The organism is Lacibacter sp. (assembly GCF_035299325.1).
Taxonomy (GTDB): Bacteria; Bacteroidota; Bacteroidia; order Chitinophagales; family Chitinophagaceae; genus Lacibacter.
In genome coordinates this window covers 1-21,901 of record NZ_DATGWT010000006.1, presented here as the reverse complement: position 1 = coordinate 21,901, position 21,901 = coordinate 1, and the positions used below count along the sequence as shown (strand labels likewise).

Annotated in this window: 18 protein-coding genes and 1 pseudogene; 6 read left to right on the top strand and 13 right to left on the bottom strand. The window is 39.9% G+C overall.

What is annotated here, in order from left to right; all coding sequences use genetic code 11:
• The first annotated feature begins 213 nt into the window (after positions 1-213).
• Complete coding sequence (locus VK159_RS05365) at positions 214-1,710, top strand: trypsin-like peptidase domain-containing protein (protein ID WP_324229113.1); 1,497 nt, start codon at positions 214-216, stop codon at positions 1,708-1,710.
• A gap of 54 nt (positions 1,711-1,764) precedes the next feature.
• Here the strand turns inward: VK159_RS05365 and VK159_RS05360 are convergent, their stop codons facing one another.
• Complete coding sequence (locus VK159_RS05360; protein WP_324229112.1) at positions 1,765-3,045, bottom strand: alpha-amylase family glycosyl hydrolase; 1,281 nt, start codon at positions 3,043-3,045, stop codon at positions 1,765-1,767.
• A 134-nt stretch (positions 3,046-3,179) separates the two neighbouring features.
• Between VK159_RS05360 and VK159_RS05355 the strand changes: the two genes are divergently transcribed.
• Positions 3,180-4,406, top strand: a complete 1,227-nt coding sequence (locus VK159_RS05355) for a 4-hydroxy-3-methylbut-2-enyl diphosphate reductase (RefSeq protein ID WP_324229111.1) — start codon at positions 3,180-3,182, stop codon at positions 4,404-4,406.
• A gap of 48 nt (positions 4,407-4,454) precedes the next feature.
• Here the strand turns inward: VK159_RS05355 and VK159_RS05350 are convergent, their stop codons facing one another.
• From VK159_RS05350 to VK159_RS05330, 5 genes are all read right to left on the bottom strand, one after another.
• Entirely contained in the window at positions 4,455-6,008 is a 1,554-nt protein-coding gene (locus tag VK159_RS05350; RefSeq protein WP_324229110.1) for a T9SS type A sorting domain-containing protein, read from the bottom strand.
• Positions 6,009-6,296: 288 nt separating this feature from the next.
• Entirely contained in the window at positions 6,297-7,868 is a 1,572-nt protein-coding gene (locus tag VK159_RS05345; protein WP_324229109.1) for a T9SS type A sorting domain-containing protein, read from the bottom strand.
• Between the two features lie 337 nt (positions 7,869-8,205).
• A complete protein-coding gene (locus VK159_RS05340) occupies positions 8,206-9,162 on the bottom strand; it encodes a T9SS type A sorting domain-containing protein (RefSeq protein WP_324229108.1) in 957 nt (318 codons plus the stop codon).
• A gap of 299 nt (positions 9,163-9,461) precedes the next feature.
• A complete protein-coding gene (gene cmk / locus VK159_RS05335) occupies positions 9,462-10,145 on the bottom strand; it encodes a (d)CMP kinase (RefSeq protein ID WP_324229107.1) in 684 nt (227 codons plus the stop codon).
• A gap of 65 nt (positions 10,146-10,210) precedes the next feature.
• On the bottom strand, positions 10,211-12,748 hold the full coding sequence (locus VK159_RS05330; RefSeq protein WP_324229106.1) for an ATP-dependent Clp protease ATP-binding subunit: 2,538 nt from the start codon (positions 12,746-12,748) through the stop codon (positions 10,211-10,213).
• A gap of 84 nt (positions 12,749-12,832) precedes the next feature.
• Here VK159_RS05330 and VK159_RS05325 point away from each other — a divergent pair, with 84 nt between their 5' ends.
• Positions 12,833-13,207: an STAS domain-containing protein gene (locus VK159_RS05325; RefSeq protein ID WP_324229105.1), complete on the top strand. Its 375-nt coding sequence runs from the start codon at positions 12,833-12,835 to the stop codon at positions 13,205-13,207.
• 50 nt (positions 13,208-13,257) lie between these two features.
• Positions 13,258-14,160: a ribonuclease Z gene (locus tag VK159_RS05320; RefSeq protein WP_324229104.1), complete on the top strand. Its 903-nt coding sequence runs from the start codon at positions 13,258-13,260 to the stop codon at positions 14,158-14,160.
• On the opposite strand, the gene VK159_RS05315 is transcribed toward VK159_RS05320, so the two are convergent.
• The 5 genes from VK159_RS05315 to VK159_RS05295 all read right to left on the bottom strand — a co-directional run bounded on the left by VK159_RS05315 (position 14,148) and on the right by VK159_RS05295 (position 18,415).
• Positions 14,148-15,272: an alpha/beta hydrolase gene (locus tag VK159_RS05315; protein ID WP_324229103.1), complete on the bottom strand. Its 1,125-nt coding sequence runs from the start codon at positions 15,270-15,272 to the stop codon at positions 14,148-14,150. The genes VK159_RS05320 and VK159_RS05315 overlap by 13 nt on opposite strands.
• 40 nt (positions 15,273-15,312) lie before the next feature.
• The gene (dapA, locus tag VK159_RS05310) at positions 15,313-16,200 is read right to left on the bottom strand and encodes a 4-hydroxy-tetrahydrodipicolinate synthase (RefSeq protein ID WP_324229102.1); all 888 of its coding nucleotides are present in this window, start codon (positions 16,198-16,200) and stop codon (positions 15,313-15,315) included.
• A 48-nt stretch (positions 16,201-16,248) separates the two neighbouring features.
• Positions 16,249-17,223, bottom strand: a complete 975-nt coding sequence (locus tag VK159_RS05305; protein ID WP_324229101.1) for an acetyl-CoA carboxylase carboxyltransferase subunit alpha — start codon at positions 17,221-17,223, stop codon at positions 16,249-16,251.
• Positions 17,224-17,634: 411 nt separating this feature from the next.
• Entirely contained in the window at positions 17,635-18,069 is a 435-nt protein-coding gene (locus tag VK159_RS05300; protein WP_324229100.1) for a hypothetical protein, read from the bottom strand.
• A 76-nt stretch (positions 18,070-18,145) separates the two neighbouring features.
• Positions 18,146-18,415, bottom strand: a complete 270-nt coding sequence (locus tag VK159_RS05295) for a hypothetical protein (RefSeq protein WP_324229099.1) — start codon at positions 18,413-18,415, stop codon at positions 18,146-18,148.
• 331 nt (positions 18,416-18,746) lie between these two features.
• On the opposite strand from VK159_RS05295, the gene VK159_RS05290 reads away from it, so the two are divergent.
• Entirely contained in the window at positions 18,747-18,965 is a 219-nt protein-coding gene (locus tag VK159_RS05290) for a helix-turn-helix transcriptional regulator (protein WP_324229098.1), read from the top strand.
• A 199-nt stretch (positions 18,966-19,164) separates the two neighbouring features.
• Positions 19,165-19,464: a hypothetical protein gene (locus tag VK159_RS05285; protein ID WP_324229097.1), complete on the top strand. Its 300-nt coding sequence runs from the start codon at positions 19,165-19,167 to the stop codon at positions 19,462-19,464.
• Positions 19,465-19,636: 172 nt separating this feature from the next.
• Here VK159_RS05285 and VK159_RS05280 read toward each other — a convergent pair whose 3' ends face one another.
• Together VK159_RS05280 and VK159_RS05275 are read right to left on the bottom strand one after the other, a co-directional pair.
• On the bottom strand, positions 19,637-21,124 hold the full coding sequence (locus tag VK159_RS05280) for a hypothetical protein (RefSeq protein ID WP_324229096.1): 1,488 nt from the start codon (positions 21,122-21,124) through the stop codon (positions 19,637-19,639).
• A gap of 18 nt (positions 21,125-21,142) precedes the next feature.
• Positions 21,143-21,901, bottom strand: a pseudogene (locus tag VK159_RS05275) (hypothetical protein); the annotation flags it as partial.

Sequence of the window (21,901 nt, the reverse complement as noted above, 5' to 3'; positions counted from 1 at the left end):
AAATGACAGAACGTAACGTTAAATGAGAGCAGGTTTCACGTTTCTAATACAACACAGAGGTAAGAAATCTGTAACTTTAGCATAACTACGAAGGTCTTCATAACTGTTTGTTAAATGTGGCTTCTTGGTAGATCTGAAATGATGTCAGCTTTGTTATTTTACAAACCGAAAGGCACATCCTTTGATAATTAAAAACAAAAACGAAGTATAAACATGAAAGCAAAACACATTCTGGTAACCGTACTTGTGAGTGCCGTTACAGCTCTCTCAAGTGTTTTCCTCTATGCAAAACTCAACAAGAGTAACTCTGTTGCCCAAAGTCAAGGCCAGTTACCTGTTAACTATGCAGGTTTGTTTGATGGTGGCGGTACACCTGGCCCTGTTGATTTTGAAGCGGCAGCAAACTCTACTGTTGCAGGAGTAGTGCATATCAAAACAAAAACTAATCCTACACAAACAAACAACACAAAACGCCGCAGTCCGTTTGGAGATATTTTCGGCGATGAATTTTTTGATGATTTCTTCGGAGGTCCTCAAAGCAACCGTCCGCAAATGGCAAGTGGCAGTGGTGTGTTTATTTCTGCAGATGGATATATTGTTACCAACAACCACGTAGTTGACGGTGCCGATGAAGTAACTGTTACACTACATAACAAAAAACAATACAAAGCAAAAGTAATAGCAACAGATGCAAACACTGATCTTGCTGTTGTAAAAATTGAAGGCTCAGGTTTCCCTTACTTGTTGTATGGAAATTCTGATGAAGTGAAGCTTGGTCAATGGGTATTAGCAGTTGGTTATCCATTGACATTGGAAACTACTGTTACTGCAGGTATCGTTAGTGCCAAATATCGTTTCCTTGGTATCAATCAACGTAAAGCAGGACGTAATGCAAATGTGGTTGAAAGCTTTATTCAAACCGATGCTGCAGTAAACCAGGGAAACAGTGGTGGTGCATTGGTAAATACAAGCGGTCAATTGATCGGTATTAACGCAGCCATTGCTTCACCAACCGGAACATACGCAGGTTATTCATACGCAATTCCTGTAAACATTGTAAAGAAAGTTGTTGATGACTTAATTAAGTTCGGTACTGTACAACGTGCATTTCTTGGTATACGTCCTGAAGCAAATGCTGATGAAAATACTGACTCACAAATTAAGGAAGGCGATGGTGTTGTTGTAGGTGAAGTAATGAGCAACAGTGCAGCTGAAGATGCAGGTTTAAAGAAAGGTGATAAGATCATTAAACTTGATAACAAGACAGTTGCTACTTGGTATGAATTAACCGGTACTGTGGCGAGCTATCGTCCTGGTCAGAAAATAAATGTTACTTACCTGAGAAATGGTAAAGAAGGAACAGCTGTACTTACATTAAAGAACAGCAGCGGTAATACAGAGATCGTTAAAACATCTGCAATTGATCGTTTAGGTGCAGATTTATCTACACTCGATGCTAAGAAAGCAAAAGAGTATGGTGTTGAAGGTGGTGTGGTTGTGCAGGCTTTAAGTGATGGTTTAATTGCAGAACAAACAACGATCAAAAAAGGATTTATTATTGTTCGTGCAGGCGGCAAAGCTGTCAAGTCTGTAGATGATCTCAAAAAAGCAATTGATAACGCAGGTAACAGCATCATCATTGAAGGTATTTATCCCGGCTATGAAGGTGTGTACCAATATGCAATTAACGATCTGCGTAATGAGCCATAATTAAAACGCAGATAACTCATAAAAAAAATCCCTCGTTTAAAACGAGGGATTTTTTTATTTGATCATTACTTTATATCCCCAGGGTTCAAGGGTAAATGTATCTGCTGCATCTTTTTTATCGGTTGAAAAGATATCGCTGAATTCACCTCGTACACGCAGATCATGCAAAATGAGGTTAACAGGCTTCTCTGAAAAATTCAGCAACACCAATAATTCTTTTTCTTTATTCTTTCTTACAAAACAAAACACGTCATCAGGATGATCGGTAGCAATTCGCCAACTGATATTATGTTCATCATAACCTAATAAAGACGGATAGTCTTTACGCAGTCCAAGCAATTTGCGATAGAATGTATGTAACACCGGTTGATCAGTCCACTCAATTTCATCCTTATCGAAAAATGCAAGACGTTTATTGTTGGGTAATTCCTGTCCGCTGTATAACAACGGAACGCCATTCCATGTACAACTGAATACGGCCAGGGGCAATGCCATTGCACCATACTTTTCATATTCAGAGCCATTCCAGCTGTTCTCATCATGGTTGCTGGTGAAAAAAGAATGCAGGTGATGTGAAGGTTGTTTCTGTTTATAACCGGTAAGTGCTTTATCCAGTTCAACCATACGCCGATGTTTCTTGTAAAATTCTTCTGATATATGCATCCAATGCCAGGTGTAACTCATGTCGAATACATGCGCATAAGCTTCATCATTCCATTGATCAAATTCACCTAACCAGAAAAGGGTGCGGAGTTGATCTAACTCGGTTCTTGCTTCTTTCCAAAAATCAACAGGAACCAGCATGGCCATATCGCAACGGAAACCATCAATACCGCAATCATTCACCCAGAACTTCATTGCGTCGATCATGGCTCTGCGCAATGCAGCATTATAGAAGTTGAGATGAATCACATCTTCCCAATTCTCAACAGGTGGTTTAAAGTTGCCTTCATGATCCTGTGTATAATAATCCGGATGCGAAATTGTCCACTCATGATCCCATCCTGTGTGGTTAGCCACCCAATCAATGATCACCTTCATTCCCAATGCATGAATCGATTTCACCAATGCTTTAAATTCATCTACCGTTCCAAATTCAGGATTTGTATCAACGTAACTGGAGCAGGCATAGTAGCTTCCAAGCGTTCCCTTCCTGTTCCTGACAGATATTGGTGTTACCGGCATGAACCAGATCACTTCAACACCCATATCTTTTAATCTCGTAAGATGTTTTGAAAATGCAAGAAAAGTACCTTCAGCCGTGTATTGACGAAGATTCACCTCATAAATATTCGTGGAGCTTACCCAAGCTGCGGGCCTGAATTCAGTGGACATAGTAGTTATAATTCGCCTCAATGATACGAACCAATCAGCAAACAGCCTTTAGTAAGCAATAGAAAATCAAACCTTGGGCAAAATACTGTCATCCACTGGTAAACCTTGTACCTTTGCAACTGTTATAAAACGACATGAAAAAGTTTGAAGTACCAAATATCTACCGTAGCGATCTTATTACAGCAATAAAGGCAAAACGAAAAGAGCAAGACAAACTAAAAAAGGATTTCTCGCCTACCCTGCTTGATCTGGGTCCGATTCAGTTTTATCTTGCCCGCCATTTCGGTTTTTGTTATGGTGTAGAAAATGCAATTGAAATTGCTTTTAAAACAATTGAAGAAAACAAAGGCAAACGCATTTTCCTCTTGAGTGAGATGATTCACAATCCGCAGGTGAATGCAACACTTATTGAACGTGGAGTGCAGTTTCTGCAAGACACTTATGGTAAACAAATTATTCCTTTCGATGAGATCAGGAGTGATGATGTTGTGATCATTCCTGCATTTGGTACAACGCTTGATATTGAAGAGATGTTGAACGCAAAAGGTATTGCAACAGAAAAATATAATACTACTTGTCCGTTTGTAGAAAAAGTATGGAACCGAAGCGAACAGATCGCTGCAAAAGGTTATTCAATTGTTGTACACGGCAAACCAAAACACGAAGAAACAAGAGCAACATTTTCGCATGCAAGTTCGCACACGCCTACTGTGATCGTGAATGATATGAAAGAAACCATTGAGCTGGGAAAATATATCATTGGCGAAAAACCAGCTGAACAGTTCTATGAAGAGTTTAAAGGACTTTATTCAAATGGGTTTGATATTACAACAGACCTTGAACGGTTTGGCGTAGTAAATCAAACTACACAACTTGCCAGCGATACACAGGCAATAGCAGAATATTTGAAATCGCTGGTGATGAAGCATTACAATTTAAATGCACAAAACATAGGTGAACGATTTGCTGATACAAGAGATACACTTTGTTATGCTACCAACGATAACCAGACTGCTATAACAGGTATGCTGGAAACAGACGCTGATATTGCGGTGATTGTTGGCGGATATAACAGTTCAAACACAACTCATTTAGTTGAGTTATGCGAAGAAAAACTTCCGACTTATTTTATTAACAGTACTGATAAGATTCTTTCTGAAACCGAGATCATGCATTTCAATTTTCATGATAAGAAGGAATATGTAACGAAAGATTTTTTGCCTGCAAAACGACCGGTTAAAATTCTTGTCAGCAGCGGAGCGTCCTGTCCTGATTCATTGGTGGAAGCGGTGATGGATAAACTTGCTGTAATATGCAATGCGGCCGATTCATTTCAACAGCTAAAAGAAACTTACCAATAAAAAGCGGGGCTCTTAGAGCCCCGCTGCTGTTATCAATACCCGCCTCTCTTATTTTACAACTATTCTTTCTGTAATAGTTTCGCCAGTTTCACGGAACCATATCTTGATAATATATATCCCTGGATTAAGATTATTTATTTGTAATGACTGATTGCGCAAGCCGTTCATTGATCTTAAAGTCTTTCCTGTTACATCAGTTAATATTACATCATACAATCCCGCATCTGCAGGAACAGCAATGGCAAAGAACCCGTTGCATGGATTAGGATAAACAGATACATCAATTTTTTGAGCGTTATTACGAATAGCTCTGATATCGCTGTAACTGTAAGCTCCATCTTTATCTACAATGCGCAAGCGATACAATACATTCGTTCCGGAAGCAAGATCAGCATCGGTAAAACTGTAAACAGCACCATTACCTTCATTTGCTTTAGCTGTTACAAATCCAATACTTGTATATGAACCCTTACCAATTTTTCGTTGCACATCAAACCCGCTGAAATTAAATTCCTGAGCAGTTTCCCAAGTGAGGTTTACATTGTTAAACACACGCTGCGCTTTAAAATCCAACATCTCAACCGGCAACACTGTACAGGGATTATTCAGAATGCCTGTTGCACCGGCTCCAAGGTAACCCGGAGTGGTAATATTTACCAATGCAATCAACGGCTTATTCGAGTTAGTGTCGCCATTTTGAAATGTATAGTTATTGAACGCCAGTACTGACCCTACATAAGCACTTTTGAATCCGGGAAGAACTGTACCTGGAACAAACCCTGTATTGAAATTTGTGGTTGTTTGCGCAAGAATGTCAATGCCTTCATTAATTGCTCCACTTCTGTCTACATCAATATACAAACGATAGTAGCCTGAAATAGTTTCAATACCAGGAACAGTTACATCGTCAAATTTACTTTGGATATTTAAGTTATATGTTCTGGTAGCTGTGCAGTTAACAGAACCTGATACAGTTGGGTCACCCACAACAAATGTTTCACCACAACCCCAACATTGCGGACGTTGATCTCCTACAGTTGACCAGCTGAATGCCCGAACCTGTAAAAAATCAAGTGCAGTGTTACTAACTTTAAATGACAGATCCTGAATATAAACATGGTCCACATTAGGATCGGTACTATGTGCAATTCTATAAATAGTAGCTCCGGAATAGTTAGGTGTAACTGCAGGATCATAATGGTAATTGGTAAAAATTCCTGCTGTTCCCGGAACGTTCGTATTGATTGCGTTATCATCAAACCCGAAAGTAAGAAATGCTTTATCTAATACGTCAAGGTTGTTATTCGCATCTGTAAAAGTAGAAGGTGCCGGCCCGGTACTTTGCTGACCTGTGCAATTATATCGTTGCATAGCTGTAACAGGATAATCAGCTTCCCTCCACATATGAAGCCATACATCTTTATTGCCGCCATTTACAGTAGCATTAAATTGAAGATCGATGGTATACAACAAACTATCAGGACCAGATGGAGAAGTTCGAATATTACTTACGATTACGTTTGTAACATTGCATTGTGCAAGTAGAATGTTATAAGCTGAAAGAAATATCCCTACTGATAACAGGAGTAAATACTTTTTCATAAAATACAAATTGAGAAATGAACAATTTTCAGCCCGGCTCTCTGCCAGTTGATGCCGTTCATTGTTGAGCTGGCTGAAGATTAAAGAGCAGCATCAAATAATGATAAATATTCCATGTAGTTTAATTTAGCGAAAGATACTTACAGCTGGTAGATAAAAACAATGACACGGATTGGAAGAAAATAAGAACCGGCTGATTGTGATCATCTGATTATATAAAATAAAGAAGCCTCCTTTCGGAGGCCTCTTCTCTTCGGTTTTATCTGGTTTTTCCTGTCCAAAGAAAGTTTATTGAACAATAATCCGCTCAGTTATGGTTTCACCTGTTTCACGGAAATTTATACGAAGCATGTAAATACCTGGTCGCATGTTATTCAATTGAAGATTGCGGACACTTATACCGCTCCAACGTTGAATTGATTTGCCTGTGTAATCATCTAATGATACATCCATCTTTCCGGCACTTTCAGGAATCGTTACATTAGCGGCACCACGGTTTGGATTTGGATAGATAGAAATGGTAAGTAACCCACCATTTCCTGTACGCACTGCTTTTACTTCACTGTAAGTAGCACGACCATCCAGATCAACCTGGCGCAAACGATAATAGGTTACACCTTTTGCCAACGATTGGTTATCATCAAAACTGTATGAATACGCAGCGCCTGTTCCACCAGGAGCTTTTGAATCAACAAACCCGATCTTTTGGTACTGACTGTTACCAGCAGAACGTCTTTCAACTTCAAATCCGTCGTTGTTATTTTCCTGATCAGTTTCCCATGTCAGGAATGCTTTATTATTTCTTTGTGTGGCATTGAATGATTTAAACGAAACAGGAAGTACACCGCATTGATTTGTCAGCGATCCGAGAGAGCCCGCACCTAAATAACCTGTTGTTGTAATAATTACTTTTGCAAGTACTGGTTTTGAAGACTTGGGATCGCCAGGCAAAAACGTAAAATCAAAGGCTCCACCAAGTATTTCATACCTGCTATTGAACCCAAATGGTACCCCTACTGTTGATGTTGAAAAATATACAGTATCCTTAATCAATACATCATCGTTTGTTAACCCATCAACAAGTACATCAGAATATAAAACATATTTACCAGTAATGGTTTGGATTCCTGCAATAGCCGGATCGTCATACTTGCTATCGATAAATAAATTATAAGTAGGCTGTGTTCCTCCACCAGGTTGAGCACATGATATGCTACCGGAAATAACAGGATCGCCAATTGTAAATGCCTGACCACAACCCCAGCACTGTGGCTTGCCTCCTGTGCCATTAGTAGCCCAGTTAAATGCACGAACCTGTAAAAAAGCACCAACAGTATAGTTAGGAATTGTAAACGTCAGGTTTTTTATTCTTATAATATCTACATCTGTCCCTGCCGCTTCTTTTGAAATTGTTGCTCCGGCCGAATTCAGCGTAACGTTTGCATCATAAGCGCTATAATTTGCAGTAATACCAACGTTTGAGAAAGCAGGAAAAGTTGAAATTGCATTTACATTGAACCCGAAATTCAAAAATGCATTGTCAAGAATATCGATCAGGTTTTGACCACTGTTAACTTTTGCAGGAGCAGGAGCTACACTTTGGTTTCCTGTACAATTAAAAGGATTGGGGTGCATTGTTGCTGCCGGGTACTGGCTTTCTTTCCATACATGGAAAAAAACCTGCTTATTACCGCCGTTCGTAGAAGCAGTAAATTGTATATCCATTGTTACATCTACATTAAGCCCGTTTTGTGTTTGCACAACGTTGCTTAAAAAGACCTGGTTTACTGTACACTGGGCATACAAGTGATTAACAAATCCAATAAAAATTACAAAAGGGAGAAGTAAAAACTTTTTCATACAAAGGTTTTTGAGGTTAAAAAATCAGAGGGGTTTCACAAGGACACCTGTTGAAAAAGTTGATCAATGGGATATAGGTGAATAGAAATTTATCTGAACAAAATCAGATAATTCAAAGGAAGCTTGGAGTTAGCAATTAAATAAAATTCGTATTGGAAACTTGGAGTTAAAGAAACCAGGTGTTCGTAGGATGGAGAATAGATTAGAGTATAAAAATAAAGTTGATAATTTATATATGCAAGCAAACTGTATTATTTTTTTAAATAAAAAAAGAAAACCTCACTTGCGTGAGGTTTTCATTTGTCTTGATCTTATCTGGTTTTTCCTGTCCCGTATTTTATTGCACCGCAATTCTTTCTGTGATGGTTTCACCAGTTGCACGAATGCTTACACGCAGCATGTACATACCTGGTTTCAGATTATTCAACTGGAGATTACTTGAAGTAAGACCGCTGAAACGCTGAACTGATTTTCCTGTAAAGTCATCAACTGATACGTCATATGTTCCAACACCTGAAGGAAGAGCAACATTTGTTGTTCCACGACTTGGGTTAGGATATACTGAGAGAATGATTGTGCCATTACCAGTTCTTACTGCTTTGATTTCGCTGTAAGTTGCACGACCATCGAGGTCAACCTGGCGCAGACGATAGTATGTTACACCCTTTGGAAGGTTTGTAGCATCTTCGAAGCTATAAGAGAATGCATCACCATTACCACCTGGAGCTTTTGAATCAACGAAAGCAATTTTTTGATAAGCACCACTACCGATGCGACGCTCAATTTCAAAACCATCGTTATTTAATTCAAACAAAGTTTCCCATGTAAGGTTTACTTTGCTGCTACGTTGAACTGCATTAAAATTTGCAAGTGTTACTGGAAGAGTTGACTGAGTGCAAAGGAAAGTTTCTTCGCCAATTACAGGCTCGCCATTCAACAGATCTTGCTGGCCATTACCATTTTGATCGAGGTAAAATTGGTATTGCACACTTCCTTGTACAACGGCACCAATATTATCAGTTTCAAAACACCAATCAATAAACCACTTGCCGGCACGTTGTGACTCAACTTTTGAAGCCTCAATAACAGTTGCAGAACCTTGAGACGTAAGAATTGCCACGATCTGCAACTTATTGTCAGGATCAACAGGAAATTCAACTTCTATACCACCACCGGTTCCGCCGCCTTGACAAGCATTACCGTTGTTTCGTTTTGCATTTGTAGGACAAGCTGTTTGGGCAAATGCACCCATAACTAACATCATTAAAGCCGAAGAGAGTAAAAACTTTTTCATAAAAAAGGTTTAGAGGTAAAAAAATAGATTGGCGGTTCAAAGGACACCTTTTGAAAAAGCAATTCAATGGAGGATATAGTGATTACTGTGTCGTAAAACGACATAGCTCATCACAGGAAGATGGACAGTATAACCAGAAATTAAGTTCTAAAAGAGAAAAATTGGATTGTTCGGATGAACGGATTTAAGGGGAGTTCTTCGGATAGAAGGATTAATGATAGAGCGAAGATATACGTAGGTTTTGAAAATGCAAAGCTTTTTTAAAAAAAATTTGAAAATACTTTTTGGAATGCAATCTGTTACTGCTTCATCCTTACATACTTAAGCGCCATTTGCAGCTGTTGAGCTTGCGTAAGATCGCTGTTGTCAATAACTACAGCATCGGCTGCTTTTTGAAGCGGGCTTACTTCTCTGTGTGAATCTATGTAGTCTCTCATCTCCAGATTTGCCTTTACCTCTTCAATTGTGATGTTAGGATTCTTCTCGTAAAGCTCTTTAAAACGTCGCTCAACCCTGATGGCATTATCAGCTGTCATAAAAATTTTCAATTCTGCATTCGGGAAAACAGTGGTGCCAATATCCCGGCCATCCATGATAATACCCTTTTCTGCTCCCATTTTCTGCTGTTGGGCCACGGCAAATGAACGAACTGCCTTTATAGCCGCAACTTCACTCACCTTTTCAGCTACAACCAGATCACGGATCACATACTCTACATTTTCCTCATTGAGGTAAATCTCTGAATCACCTGTTTTATTATTTGACCTGAACTCGAGGGTAATATTGGACAGCGCCTCATCTACTTCCGGCTCATTTGTCCAGTCGATATGATTGCGCAGAAAATAAAGTGTAATGGCACGATACATGGCTCCGCTGTCGATATATATATATCCCAACTCTTTCGACAATTGCTTTGCCAATGTACTTTTCCCACAGCTCGACCATCCATCGATAGCTATCGTAATTTTCTTATTTTTTTCCACGAGGCAAAACTAATTAAAAACCCCGCTGCAATAGCGGGGTTTGAAATATTCAGCATTCTGTTTCTTTATGCTTCTGATGATTTTGCAGGTTTTTTTGCCTTTTCCTTAAAAGAGAATTTTATCTTCTGGTTCTCTTTATCAAGATCAGCAATCAGTACATCGCCATCTTTGATATTCATATTCAAGATCTCTTCTGCTAACGGATCTTCAAGATATTTTTGAATAGCACGATGTAGAGGACGGGCACCAAACTGTGAGTCATACCCTTTATCAGAGATGAATTCCTTCGCTTCTGCTGTAAGCTCCAGTGCAAATCCGAGATTTTTCAACCTTGCACTTACTCCCTTCATCAGAATATCTATGATGCGGAAGATATGATCTCTGGTGAGCGAATTGAAGATCATCACATCATCGATCCTGTTCAGGAACTCAGGAGAGAATGTTTTCTTCAGGGCTTTTTCAATCACCGCCTTGTTATTCTCCTCAGCATTCTGCATACGTGTTGCTGTTGCAAAACCTACACCTTCACCAAAATCTTTCAGCTGGCGTACACCAATATTTGATGTCATGATGATGAGTGTGTTCTTGAAATCAACTTTACGACCAAGGCCATCAGTTAATTGTCCATCATCCAGCACCTGCAACAGAATATTATAAATATCCGGGTGCGCTTTTTCAATTTCATCTAACAACACTACTGAGTAAGGCTTACGACGTACACGCTCAGTCAACTGGCCACCTTCTTCATAACCAACATAGCCGGGAGGCGCACCAATTAAACGGCTCACAGTGAATTTTTCCATGTACTCACTCATATCAATGCGAATAAGTGCATCATCACTATCAAACATGTAACGTGCTAAAGCACGGGCCAATTCAGTTTTACCAACACCTGTAGGCCCTAGGAAGATAAATGTACCGATCGGCTTCTTAGGATCTTTTAACCCTACCCTGTTACGTTGAATTGCTTTAACAACTTTGCTGATTGCTTCATCCTGGCCAATTACTGCACCTTGCAGATCATCTGCCATACGGCGGAGCTTATCAGTTTCAGCCTGCACCATACGTTTCACAGGAATGCCTGTCATCATGCTCACTACCTCAGCAATAGCTTCTTCATCGATGGGGTAACGTTTATGCTTACTTTCTTCTTCCCACTTGGCTTTTGCTTTTTCTAATTCTTCGCCCAAACGCTTTTCAGTATCACGAAGTGATGCTGCTTCTTCAAAACGTTGGCTCTTTACCACTTTATTCTTCTCTTGTTTGATGTCTTCGATCTTTTTCTCCAGATCAAGAATTTCCTGTGGCACATTGATATTCTTCAAATGCACTCTTGCACCAACTTCATCAAGTACATCAATTGCTTTGTCTGGCAATAAACGATCTGTCATGTAACGATCACTCAGTTTCACACATGCATTGATTGCTTCATCGTTGTAGGCAACATTGTGGAACTCTTCATATTTCGATTTGATGTTATGAAGTATCTGAATTGTTTCATCAATGCTTGGAGGATCGATAATTACTTTCTGAAAACGACGATCTAATGCACCATCTTTTTCAATGTACATTCTATACTCATCAAGTGTAGAAGCTCCAATACATTGCAGCTCGCCTCTTGACAATGCCGGTTTAAAAATGTTTGAAGCATCCAGTGAGCCACTTGCACCACCCGCTCCAACAATTGTATGAATTTCATCAATGAAAAGAATAACATCTCTGTTCTTCTCCAATTCATTCATGATTGCTTTCATACGCTCTTCGAACTGGCCACGATATTTTGTACCTGCGACCAATGCAGCAAGATCAAGCGATACAACACGCTTATCATACAATACACGTGAAACCTTACGCTGTACGATACGAAGTGCAAGACCTTCAACAATGGCGGTTTTACCAACACCAGGTTCACCAATTAAAATAGGATTGTTCTTTTTCCTGCGGGAGAGGATTTGTGATACACGTTCAATTTCGTTTTCACGACCAACAATCGGATCTAAGGATCCGTTCTCGGCTAAACGTGTAATATCTCTTCCGAAATTATCAAGCACGGGTGTTTTACTTTTTGCACCGGCCTGTTGTTTAGAACGTGATTGTGAGTACTTCGATTTTTCATCATCAAAGTCTTCTTCGCCGGGATCATCATACTCGGCACGGGGTTCGTTTGATTTTACCATACCTAATTCATTTCTGAAAATATCGTAATCAATTTCAAACTGGTTTAAAATCTGAGTAGCAATATTTTCTTTGTTTTTTAATATTGATAACATCAGGTGCTCTGTTTCCACCTGCGGACTTTTAAGTGCTTTTGCTTCAAGCACAGTTACACGTATTACCTTTTCTGCCTGTTTTGTTAAAGGCAAGCTGTTGATATTGGCAATATTCTTTCCGGTTTTATCCTTTACTGCCAATTCAATTTCCTTTCGCAGCTCGTAAAGATCAACATGCAGATTTTTTAATACTTTGATGGCAGTGTTTTCTCCTTCCCTGATCATCCCTAATACGAGATGTTCAGTTCCGATAAAATCATTTCCAAGCCTCAACGCTTCTTCCCTGCTGAACGAAATGATTTCTTTTACTTGGGTTGAAAAATTATGATCCATAGATGGATATTCGGTTTTTACAATTATAACGAATAATTTTGACTGAAGTTTACTATAAGTTACACACTATCTGTTAATAATACTATGAATGTCAAAATTGATACCAAGGAAAAATTTCATGTGCTGACACCCATGGAAACCACACTTTCGGAAAATATGACAGCCGAAATCAGCCAATTGTTGCTTACCTGCCGAGAAAAGGAAGTCAAAAATGTGATCCTTAACCTTAGCCATGTGACAAATATGGACGAACAGGTGGCTAAAATTATTTTAAATAGTCAACAGGAATTCTATGATCTTGAATTATCCTTTGTCATTTGTGAAATGAAACCTGAACTGGAAGAGTTCCTTGAAAAAGTTGAGATTCTTGACTTACTCAATTATACAGCAACAGAAAGTGAAGCATGGGATATTGTGCAAATGGAAGAAATTGAACGTGAACTTTTTGAAGATGAATAAAGAACCTATCTTAAACAAAACATCACCAACAACTAAAACCAATTGCCTTCATGCTGGCTGTAACCATACTTGGAAATAACTCTGCTATACCCGCTTTCGGCAGACACCCTACCGCTCAAATTATTACTACTGCCGACGATCTGCTGATGTTTGATTGTGGAGAGGGAAGCCAGATCCAGATCCTCAACTATCGTATCAAACGCAGCCGTATCAATCATATTTTCATTTCGCATTTGCATGGCGATCATTATTTCGGGTTAATTGGCCTGCTCAACAGCTTTGCCTTACTTGGTCGAATACAACCATTGCATGTGTACGGACCGGCAGCGTTAATTGAGGTGATCAACTTACAGTTCCGCATTTCTAATACATCATTACCATTTTCATTTACTTTTCACGCAATTGAAAAAGCAGGGCTATTGCTTGATGCAAAAAGTTATAGGGTAGAATGTTTCCCAACTCAACATCGTATTGAGTGCTGGGGTTTTCTTGTAAGAGAAAAACGACATCCAAGAAAGATCAACGTTGAAAAAACATCTTTTTATGATATTCCAACATCTGCTTTTCCCGGCCTGCAGGAAGGCGAGGATTTTGTTACGAATGTTGGAGGTATGATAAAAAATGAACTATTGACAGATGAAAACGTAAAACCAAAAAGCTATGCGTTTTGTGCCGATACCATCTATGATGAAGCTCTTGTGCCAATTGTTCAGAATGCAGATCTCATCTATCATGAAAGCACTTACCCTGCTGCTTTAACTGAAAAGGCAACTGAACGCTTTCATTCTACCAGCAAACAGGCGGCTACCATTGCTTTAAAAGCAAATGCGGGAAGATTGTTAATCGGTCATTTCTCAGCGAAATTTGAGGTAATTGAACAATTTGGAACAGAAGCAAGAGAGGTTTTCCCCAATACAGAACTGGCAACTGAAGGTGTTACTTATTTGGTTTGATTACTTAACCATTCGTAAAAGGCAGGTAATTCCTTTTGCCAGAAACGCTCGTTGTGTTGACCGTTTGCAACAACTTTGTATACTGATTTAGTTGATCCTTTCTTTTTCACCTGCTGATAAACCAGCTGCATGTCTTTTGTCATCTGTTCCCCTTCCAATTCTCCACATACAAAATAAAAAGGCGACTTGATGGAAGATGTTTTTTCAACCTTTGTAATTACGTCAGGTGCAATCCAGAATGCCGGTGAAAAAACACCTGCTCTTCCAAATACATCAGGATATTTCAATACAGCATAAAAAGAGATCAGTCCTCCCATAGAGCTTCCGGCGATTGATGTGCTTGCGGATTCAGGTTTTGTGCGAAAACGTTTGTCGACATAAGGCTTTAATGTTTGTGCAAGAAAATCTACATAGGCATCGCCTTCCCCATCTCCAAACCTTGATGAGTAAGGATTGTACTCTGTAAGCCGTTTACTATCTCCGTGATCAATACCAACAATAATACATTGGTTTCTTGGCCTTGCAGAGTCCATCATTTCATCTACTCCCCACTCACCAAATGAGGAAGTTAATGCATCAAAAAGATTCTGACCATCGTGCATATACAAAACAGGGTATTCCTTTTTGTTGAATGCATAATCTGCCGGTAAATAAACCCACACTCTTCTTTTCCTGTTTAGTTGAGGAATGAAAAATGCCGTATCCATTACAAATACATTCTTTGTGCGTGTGGAAACTGGTGGTCGGCCCGGCACATCATCGGCCCACCCTTCTATTTGAATTGGTAAAGTTGTATCGGAATTGATCTGTGCAACACGATTGTTGATCGATGCACCACTTGCTGCGCATTCTACTTTTGTCCAGCTTCCTCTTGTGATCTTGTATTCAAGCAAGCCTTTTGATACGGCTTTGATCTCAGAAACCAAATTGCCGTTGGCTGATTTAAAAAACTTAAACGATTGAAGGCCGGGATTCCACCCGTTAAAATTTCCTGCAACAAAAAGAGTGTCTGCTTTATGAGCTAATGGCTGATTGACAATTTCAAACTTAACAGTAAACTGTGCAAAACATAAGTTCAGGCAACAGGAAACTGTTAGCAATAAACAAGTCATGCGGCAGCAATAGCTATACATATATGAGAAGAAGGTTTTCTTAGCTCAAACGTTGCAGGTAGTTTTTTACGGATGTATGTAAACCTTCACTTAATGGAACAACAGGTAACCGCAAGTTGTTTTCAAGCAAATTCAATTCAGTCATGAATGCTTTAACACCGGCAGGATTATTCTCCGCAAAGAGAAGATCATACGCTTCAAGCATCTGATCGTTCAGCAATTTTGCAGCAGCGAAATTCCCTTTCAATGAAAGTCTTACCATTTCACTGAATTGTTTTGGCAAACAGTTGGCAGCAACGCTGATGACGCCATCCATTCCGCAAGCGATCTGTGGCATCGCTAAATTATCATCACCACTTACCACCAGGAAATCGGCTGGCTTGTCTTTGAGTATTTGCATCGACTGGGCCATATCACCACTCGCCTCTTTAATACCAATGATGTTTTTGAAATCACGTGCCAACCGCAATGTTGTTGCAGCAGTCATATTTCTACCAGTACGACCGGGTACATTGTACAAGATGATTGGCTTAGGTGATACCTCTGCTAATGCTTTATAATGCTGATAAATACCTTCCTGCGATGGTTTATTATAATAAGGGCTTGCACTTAATACCGCCGCCGCTTTTTGCAAGGGAAATGTTTCGAGGTCTTTGATCAACGACAATGTGTTGTTACCACCAATGCCCACTACAACAGGAACACGATCGGCCACTTTTTCGTAAGTAAAAAGAATCAGTTCGATCTTTTCGTCTTTACTCAGCGTGGGCGTTTCGCCGGTTGTTCCGAGAGTAATAACATATTCTACACCGTTACCGATCACAAAATCAATAACACGTTCTAGGGCTGGATAATCGATCTCCATATTGTCTTTAAATGGAGTAACCAATGCCACACCGGTTCCACGCAGTTGATCTCTAAAGCTCATAGTTGATAAAAAGAAATATTAGTAGTTGTGTTTAAGTAAAATGTTTTGTTACAGCTCATCCCAGAAGCCCATCTTGCTGTAACGCTCAATCCGTTGATTGATGCGATCTTCAGGAGCAATTGTTTTTAATTGTTGCAGGATTGGGATCAATTCCTTTTTCAGCATTTGTGCAGCAGCATCATAATCCCAGTGAGCACCACCAGCTGGTTCAGGTACAATACCATCAACAATCCCAAATTTGTACATATGCTCAGGTGTAAGCTTCAATTGCTCTGCAGCAACTTCCTTCTTTTCCCAGCTGCGCCATAAAATTGAACTGCAACTTTCAGGAGAGATTACCGTGTACCATGTATTTTCAAGCATTAATACTTTATCACCCACACCAATTCCTAATGCACCGCCACTCGCTCCCTCGCCAATGATTACACAGATAACCGGCACTTTCAAGCGGATCATTTCATAAATATTCCGGGCGATGGCTTCACCTTGTCCACGTTCTTCGGCCTCAAGACCGGGAAACGCACCCGGTGTATCAATCAACGTAATAACAGGTTTATTGAATTTCTCCGCAAGCTTCATTAAACGTAATGCTTTGCGGTAACCTTCAGGATTGGCCATACCAAAGTTCCTCAGCTGACGCATTTTGGTATTGATCCCTTTTTGTTGGCCGATGACCATCACCGTTTCTCCGTCGAGCTGGGCAAAACCGCCCACCATGGCTTTATCATCCTTCACACCTCTGTCGCCATACAGTTCCACAAAATTGGTACACATTTTATCGATGTACTTCAATGTATAAGGTCTGTCGGGATGACGGCTCAGCTGTACTTTTTGCCAGCTTGTAAGGTGCCGGGTAATTTCATTTCGCTTATCAATAATGCTTTGTTCAAGTTGCTGGATAGTTGCCGAGTAGTCGATCTTCGTATTTTTTTCGGCCTTATGGCGAATTTCCTTTAGCTCATCCACCAATTCCTTGATAGGCTTTTCGATTTCGATGAACTGACGGTTTTCGAGTGATGGCATAATATATAAGAATATTAGAGTGCTAAAATTAACAGATTGAGCTGCAATATTAATGAAAAAGACAGCTAATAATACGTTTCCCACTAAATGACAAATCGATATAAAACAAGGTGGAATCTTTATCTATATTCAAAATGGGCACAGCTCTTTCGTGAAGAACAAAAAACAACCTACAACATATCCAGTAAATCAGCATATCGGAAAGTTGAGAGACTATCTAAATTAAGCAGCCACTTTAGCCATCATCTTTCCGCTTTATCTATAAATCCGCCTGACTTACTATCTGGCTGTCGGATACATTTTGAGCGCTTTTAATAGGGCGTAAAGTGCCTTGAAAGTGGCTTTAACCGGCCAGTATTTGTTTTGCACGGTACTCGATTCGTGAATTGTGAATGGTGAGGGGAAAGACATCTAGGTGTGAAGTAAGCCTGGGAAGGCCGTTTTGCTGTTTCCTTTTTCATCGACAATAAGTGTAATGCAAGTGGATGGCTGGCCTGATTTATCGTAGCCAAGCTCGATGCCAGTGTTGTATTGATAAAGTATGTTTGTTGTGCCGTTTTGCGGAAGGGGTAATTGTTCTGCTGCCTGCCTGATGAGTTGCAAAATTTCCGGGATGCTGATGGTGAATTTGCCAGTGCCGGGATGGCGTGGAATTTTATGGTAGTGCCGCTCGAGTATATGCGCAAAGGCGGCCACTGACAGGTAACAGTTTTTCTTAAAAAGTTTTTCGGGTGTTTTGCAGGGAAGGCTGCGTAGTAATGTTTTCTGCATTTCCTCTAACCATTGTTGTGTATCGTTTAGAAGAAATAAGAGGCGCAACCATTCTGTTTCATTGAAGGTTTGCATTTTGTTGGTTGAAGGTTAAAGGTTATGTGTTGAAGGTGGCCACAGAGAAACACAGAATGACACAGATAAAACTGATCTATGGTTTTCGGCGGGGTGTGCGGAACCATTTTTTGAACCAGTGATTGTAGTATCTATCCCGAAAGCTGACGTAGGAATCGATGGTTTTTGATTTGCCGTGTTTGGGAAAGAGCATGCCGAGGGCATCCATTTCTTTAAACATTTGTCTAAGCTCTTCGACAGAATAATGCTGCTGGCCATAGCCATGTGTAATGAAATAGTTGATAAGTTGCTGTTTGATCTCATCTCTCCCGCCCCGGTTCCAGGCGGCGCAGGCAAGGTTATCCATAAAATCGATAAGGATGTTTTGCGGGTGCTGATCGGTGAGGCGGCAAAGCAGTAAAAATGGATAGGGTAAACAGAAATGGTAATCGGCATGGCGACTATAAGCACCGGTTTGCCATTTTTTTTCGGGCTTGGGTGTTTTTGGTAGTTTGTTGTTGCTTGGGAGTGATGTTTTTTTTCATAACAGTTATTTTTATAAAATTACTAAAAATTCCGAAATACAGAATTTTATTTCTTAATTACGACATTTTATTTCTTTATAACAGAAACAATAGAGTAATTCCAATTTCTGCATGTTACTTAATTTGTACATTAAAATGGTGTAAAACACTACTATGGAGGTCAAAAAAAGAATATTAAATCGCATTAAAAGCGTCTTGGCAGATAAGAATAAGACTAATCTGTGGTTAGCGGAGAAACTAAATAAAGACAAGGGAACTGTATCGAAATGGTGCACAAATGATCAGCAACCCACTCTAGAAACGCTTTTTGATATTGCTGTGGTTTTGGAGGTAGGAGTTTGTGAGCTTCTTGTAACAAATAATAAAGTCTAATCCCTGGTTGCTTTCGTAAACGATTTCAACATAAGAACATGTATATAAGTGGTCTTTGTTGGGTAGCAGTCCCATGACACATGCCTCATCCTAAACCCTCGATTCCTTCATTTTTGAATACTTACGGCATATGTGGCATAATGCGGTAAAAACGGCTGGTTCATTTGCCAAAAGAATAACGGCTTTTTAGCTTGCATTCATGGCTACACAAATTGGTTTGTTACGCATTTCAGGAACAGTTGACGGTATTTGCTTTTACCGCATTGGTACTGCTTACTACGCAAAGAAAAAAAGTTCACTTTCCGGTGAACGGGTGAGGAAAGACCCGGCTTTTGCTGAAACGAGGCGTCATTCGAAACGGATGGGAAATGCATCGAAAACAGCATCGCTTATTTATCGACAGACGGTTCCAAAAGAAGAACGATGCAGGGAAAAATACCGGGAAGTAGTGGGTATGGTGATGCGTGAGCTGGCCAAAGATGCACATCACATAAAGTGAAAATACTATCTGCAAACGGCATTGACTGACATGAATAACATTATTCAAAGGTTGCCTATTCCCTTTGGCTCATCCACAAATTTCCTGAAAGGTATTAAGTTGCAATAGTAATCAAAAAGGCCACCTCAAAAGAGGTGGCCCTTGCATTTCATTAACTGATTGAATATTTCTATTATCTCCAGCCTGCATTTGACGTGCCAGTACCGTCAGCTTTTGCTGTTGTACCGAAGCTATAGATGGGAGCCCTAAATAACTCCAATATCTTGGCAGGAATAGGGAAATGCAGAGGAGTACCTTTTTGTAAAAGGTTCAACTTGCGCATTTCGAAAAACTGAATACCCATACCGGTTGTATAAAGTTCTACATGTCTTTCGTGGTGAATAGCTTTTACTATATCAGCAAGCACAGGAGCTACCGGAGCCATACCACCTCTTGTAACACGGGTACCTGCATTGATGATTGCTGCTGCACCAGCTAAATCGTTGGTATAAGCCCTTGCTTCAGCTCTGAGAAGATCATTTTCAGCTTTCATTACTTCAGCTTTCTCACCAATCGCAGCTACATAAATAGCGTCATAACGCTTATTTCTGTAGTTAGAGAAATGGTAGTAACCTCTTGCAGCAAGAAAATCATTTGATGCGAGAAACTCAAAATCTGTATTCAGACGTTGGTCAACCGGGTTGGTTGATGCCGGCGGATGAGGGAAGGTTGGAGAATCGTCCCAATGTTTTGGTTGTGTTGGATCCATCAAATTTACCACGTACATATCTGTGCGGCCCCAACCGGGATAGGTCAGATAGTCTCCAGCTTCAAAATACCATTTACTTGTTCCATCCATTAATATTTTCCAATCAGTAGTAATACCTGCATCAGCGTAGGTTTTTACTTTAGCCCAATTAACAGCTGCCAAATCAGTTGCATTTCTTGGGGTATAAGAAAGTATACGTGCAGCAACAGTATTACAGATTTTCTTAAAATCTGCACTGGAGATATCCGCAGGTGTGCCTAACCATGCTGCAGGAATAGTAAATGATGAGTTAGACAATGTAATCGCTTTATCAAGATAAGCAATTGCAGCTGCAGCAACATCTTTATAAGGAAGCGCAGTTGCAAGAACAGGTTCAACAGTTTTTGTTTCGTCTACAACATGCACCTTATCAAATAACAGTGCCATATTACCATAAGCCATACCTTGAGCGAAGCGTGCAATAGCAAGTGTCCTGTCGTTATCGGCACCATTAGTACCAATTTGCATTCCATCATTGATCCTTGTAATTACCTGGCCGGCATTTACAATGGCGGCATACATTTTATCGTATGTCGCTTTTAAAACGGCCCCATTACCATAGCTCGGTGAATTATTCCAGGCAAAATCACGAGGTTCCCAGGACATATCACGCATGCCGGCATTACCCCAAGAACAGGTAGCATGATCGGCTGCTACAGCCATCATCATTTGTACCCCTGTAAAATCATGTTCGCCATGAAAAATTGAATTAAAAAGACTTGAAGCTACTTTCTCAACATCCTGAGAGTTGCCTAAAACCTTCTTAAGATCAGGGTCATTTTCATTGGGGATATCCATCAGATTTTTTTTACAACCCGCAAGCCCCACAGCCAGCAGGGCTATGAAAAACAGGTATCTGCTAATTTTTTTCATATAAAAAAGTTTAGAGTTTTAAAAATTAAGTGAAAGCGAAAATGCAAAGTTCCGGTAAATCGGGTTTGCATAAATGCCATCCACCGGATACCTGATTGTACCTACTTCAGGATCATAACCTGAATATTTGGTAAAAGTCAACAGATTTCTACCAACCACTTTTGCGTTTATCCCTTTTACAAAGCCATTAAAAATTCCACTCAGAGCTTTAGTTGGAACCGTATATCCTAAAGCCAGTTCACGCACTTTCAAGTAAGAACCATCTTCAACCCAGTACGCATTGGCAAAGTTAGCATCATACATTCCAGTACCCCAGTATGCAGCGGCTTTCTTTTGACCGGCAGGCACATTGGTCATATCCTGTTTTTGGCTGATGTAATTAAACACCAAACGTTGCTCTTTACCATTGTAAATATCACCACCTTGTTTCCAATCTAACAAAATGTAGAGCTGGAAACCTTTGTAGGTTAATGTATTTGTAATACCTGCCACAAAATCAGGGTTGCCGTTACCAATTTTTCCATACCATAAAGTACCATCTGCATTAAGTTTCTTAATTGGCAATTCATTAGGCTTTCCTTCAGTACCTGCAGCAATTACATAACCCTCGCTGTTAACTATGTAATCAGCAATAGTTTTACCTGCTGGCAGTTGTGTAGACATTTCTTCTAATGTACGAACCATACGATAACCGTAGATCGCACCATAAACTTCACCTTCTTTAATATAGAAAATATTCTGATCACCATTGAAATCCTGACCACTTGCTAAGTAAGG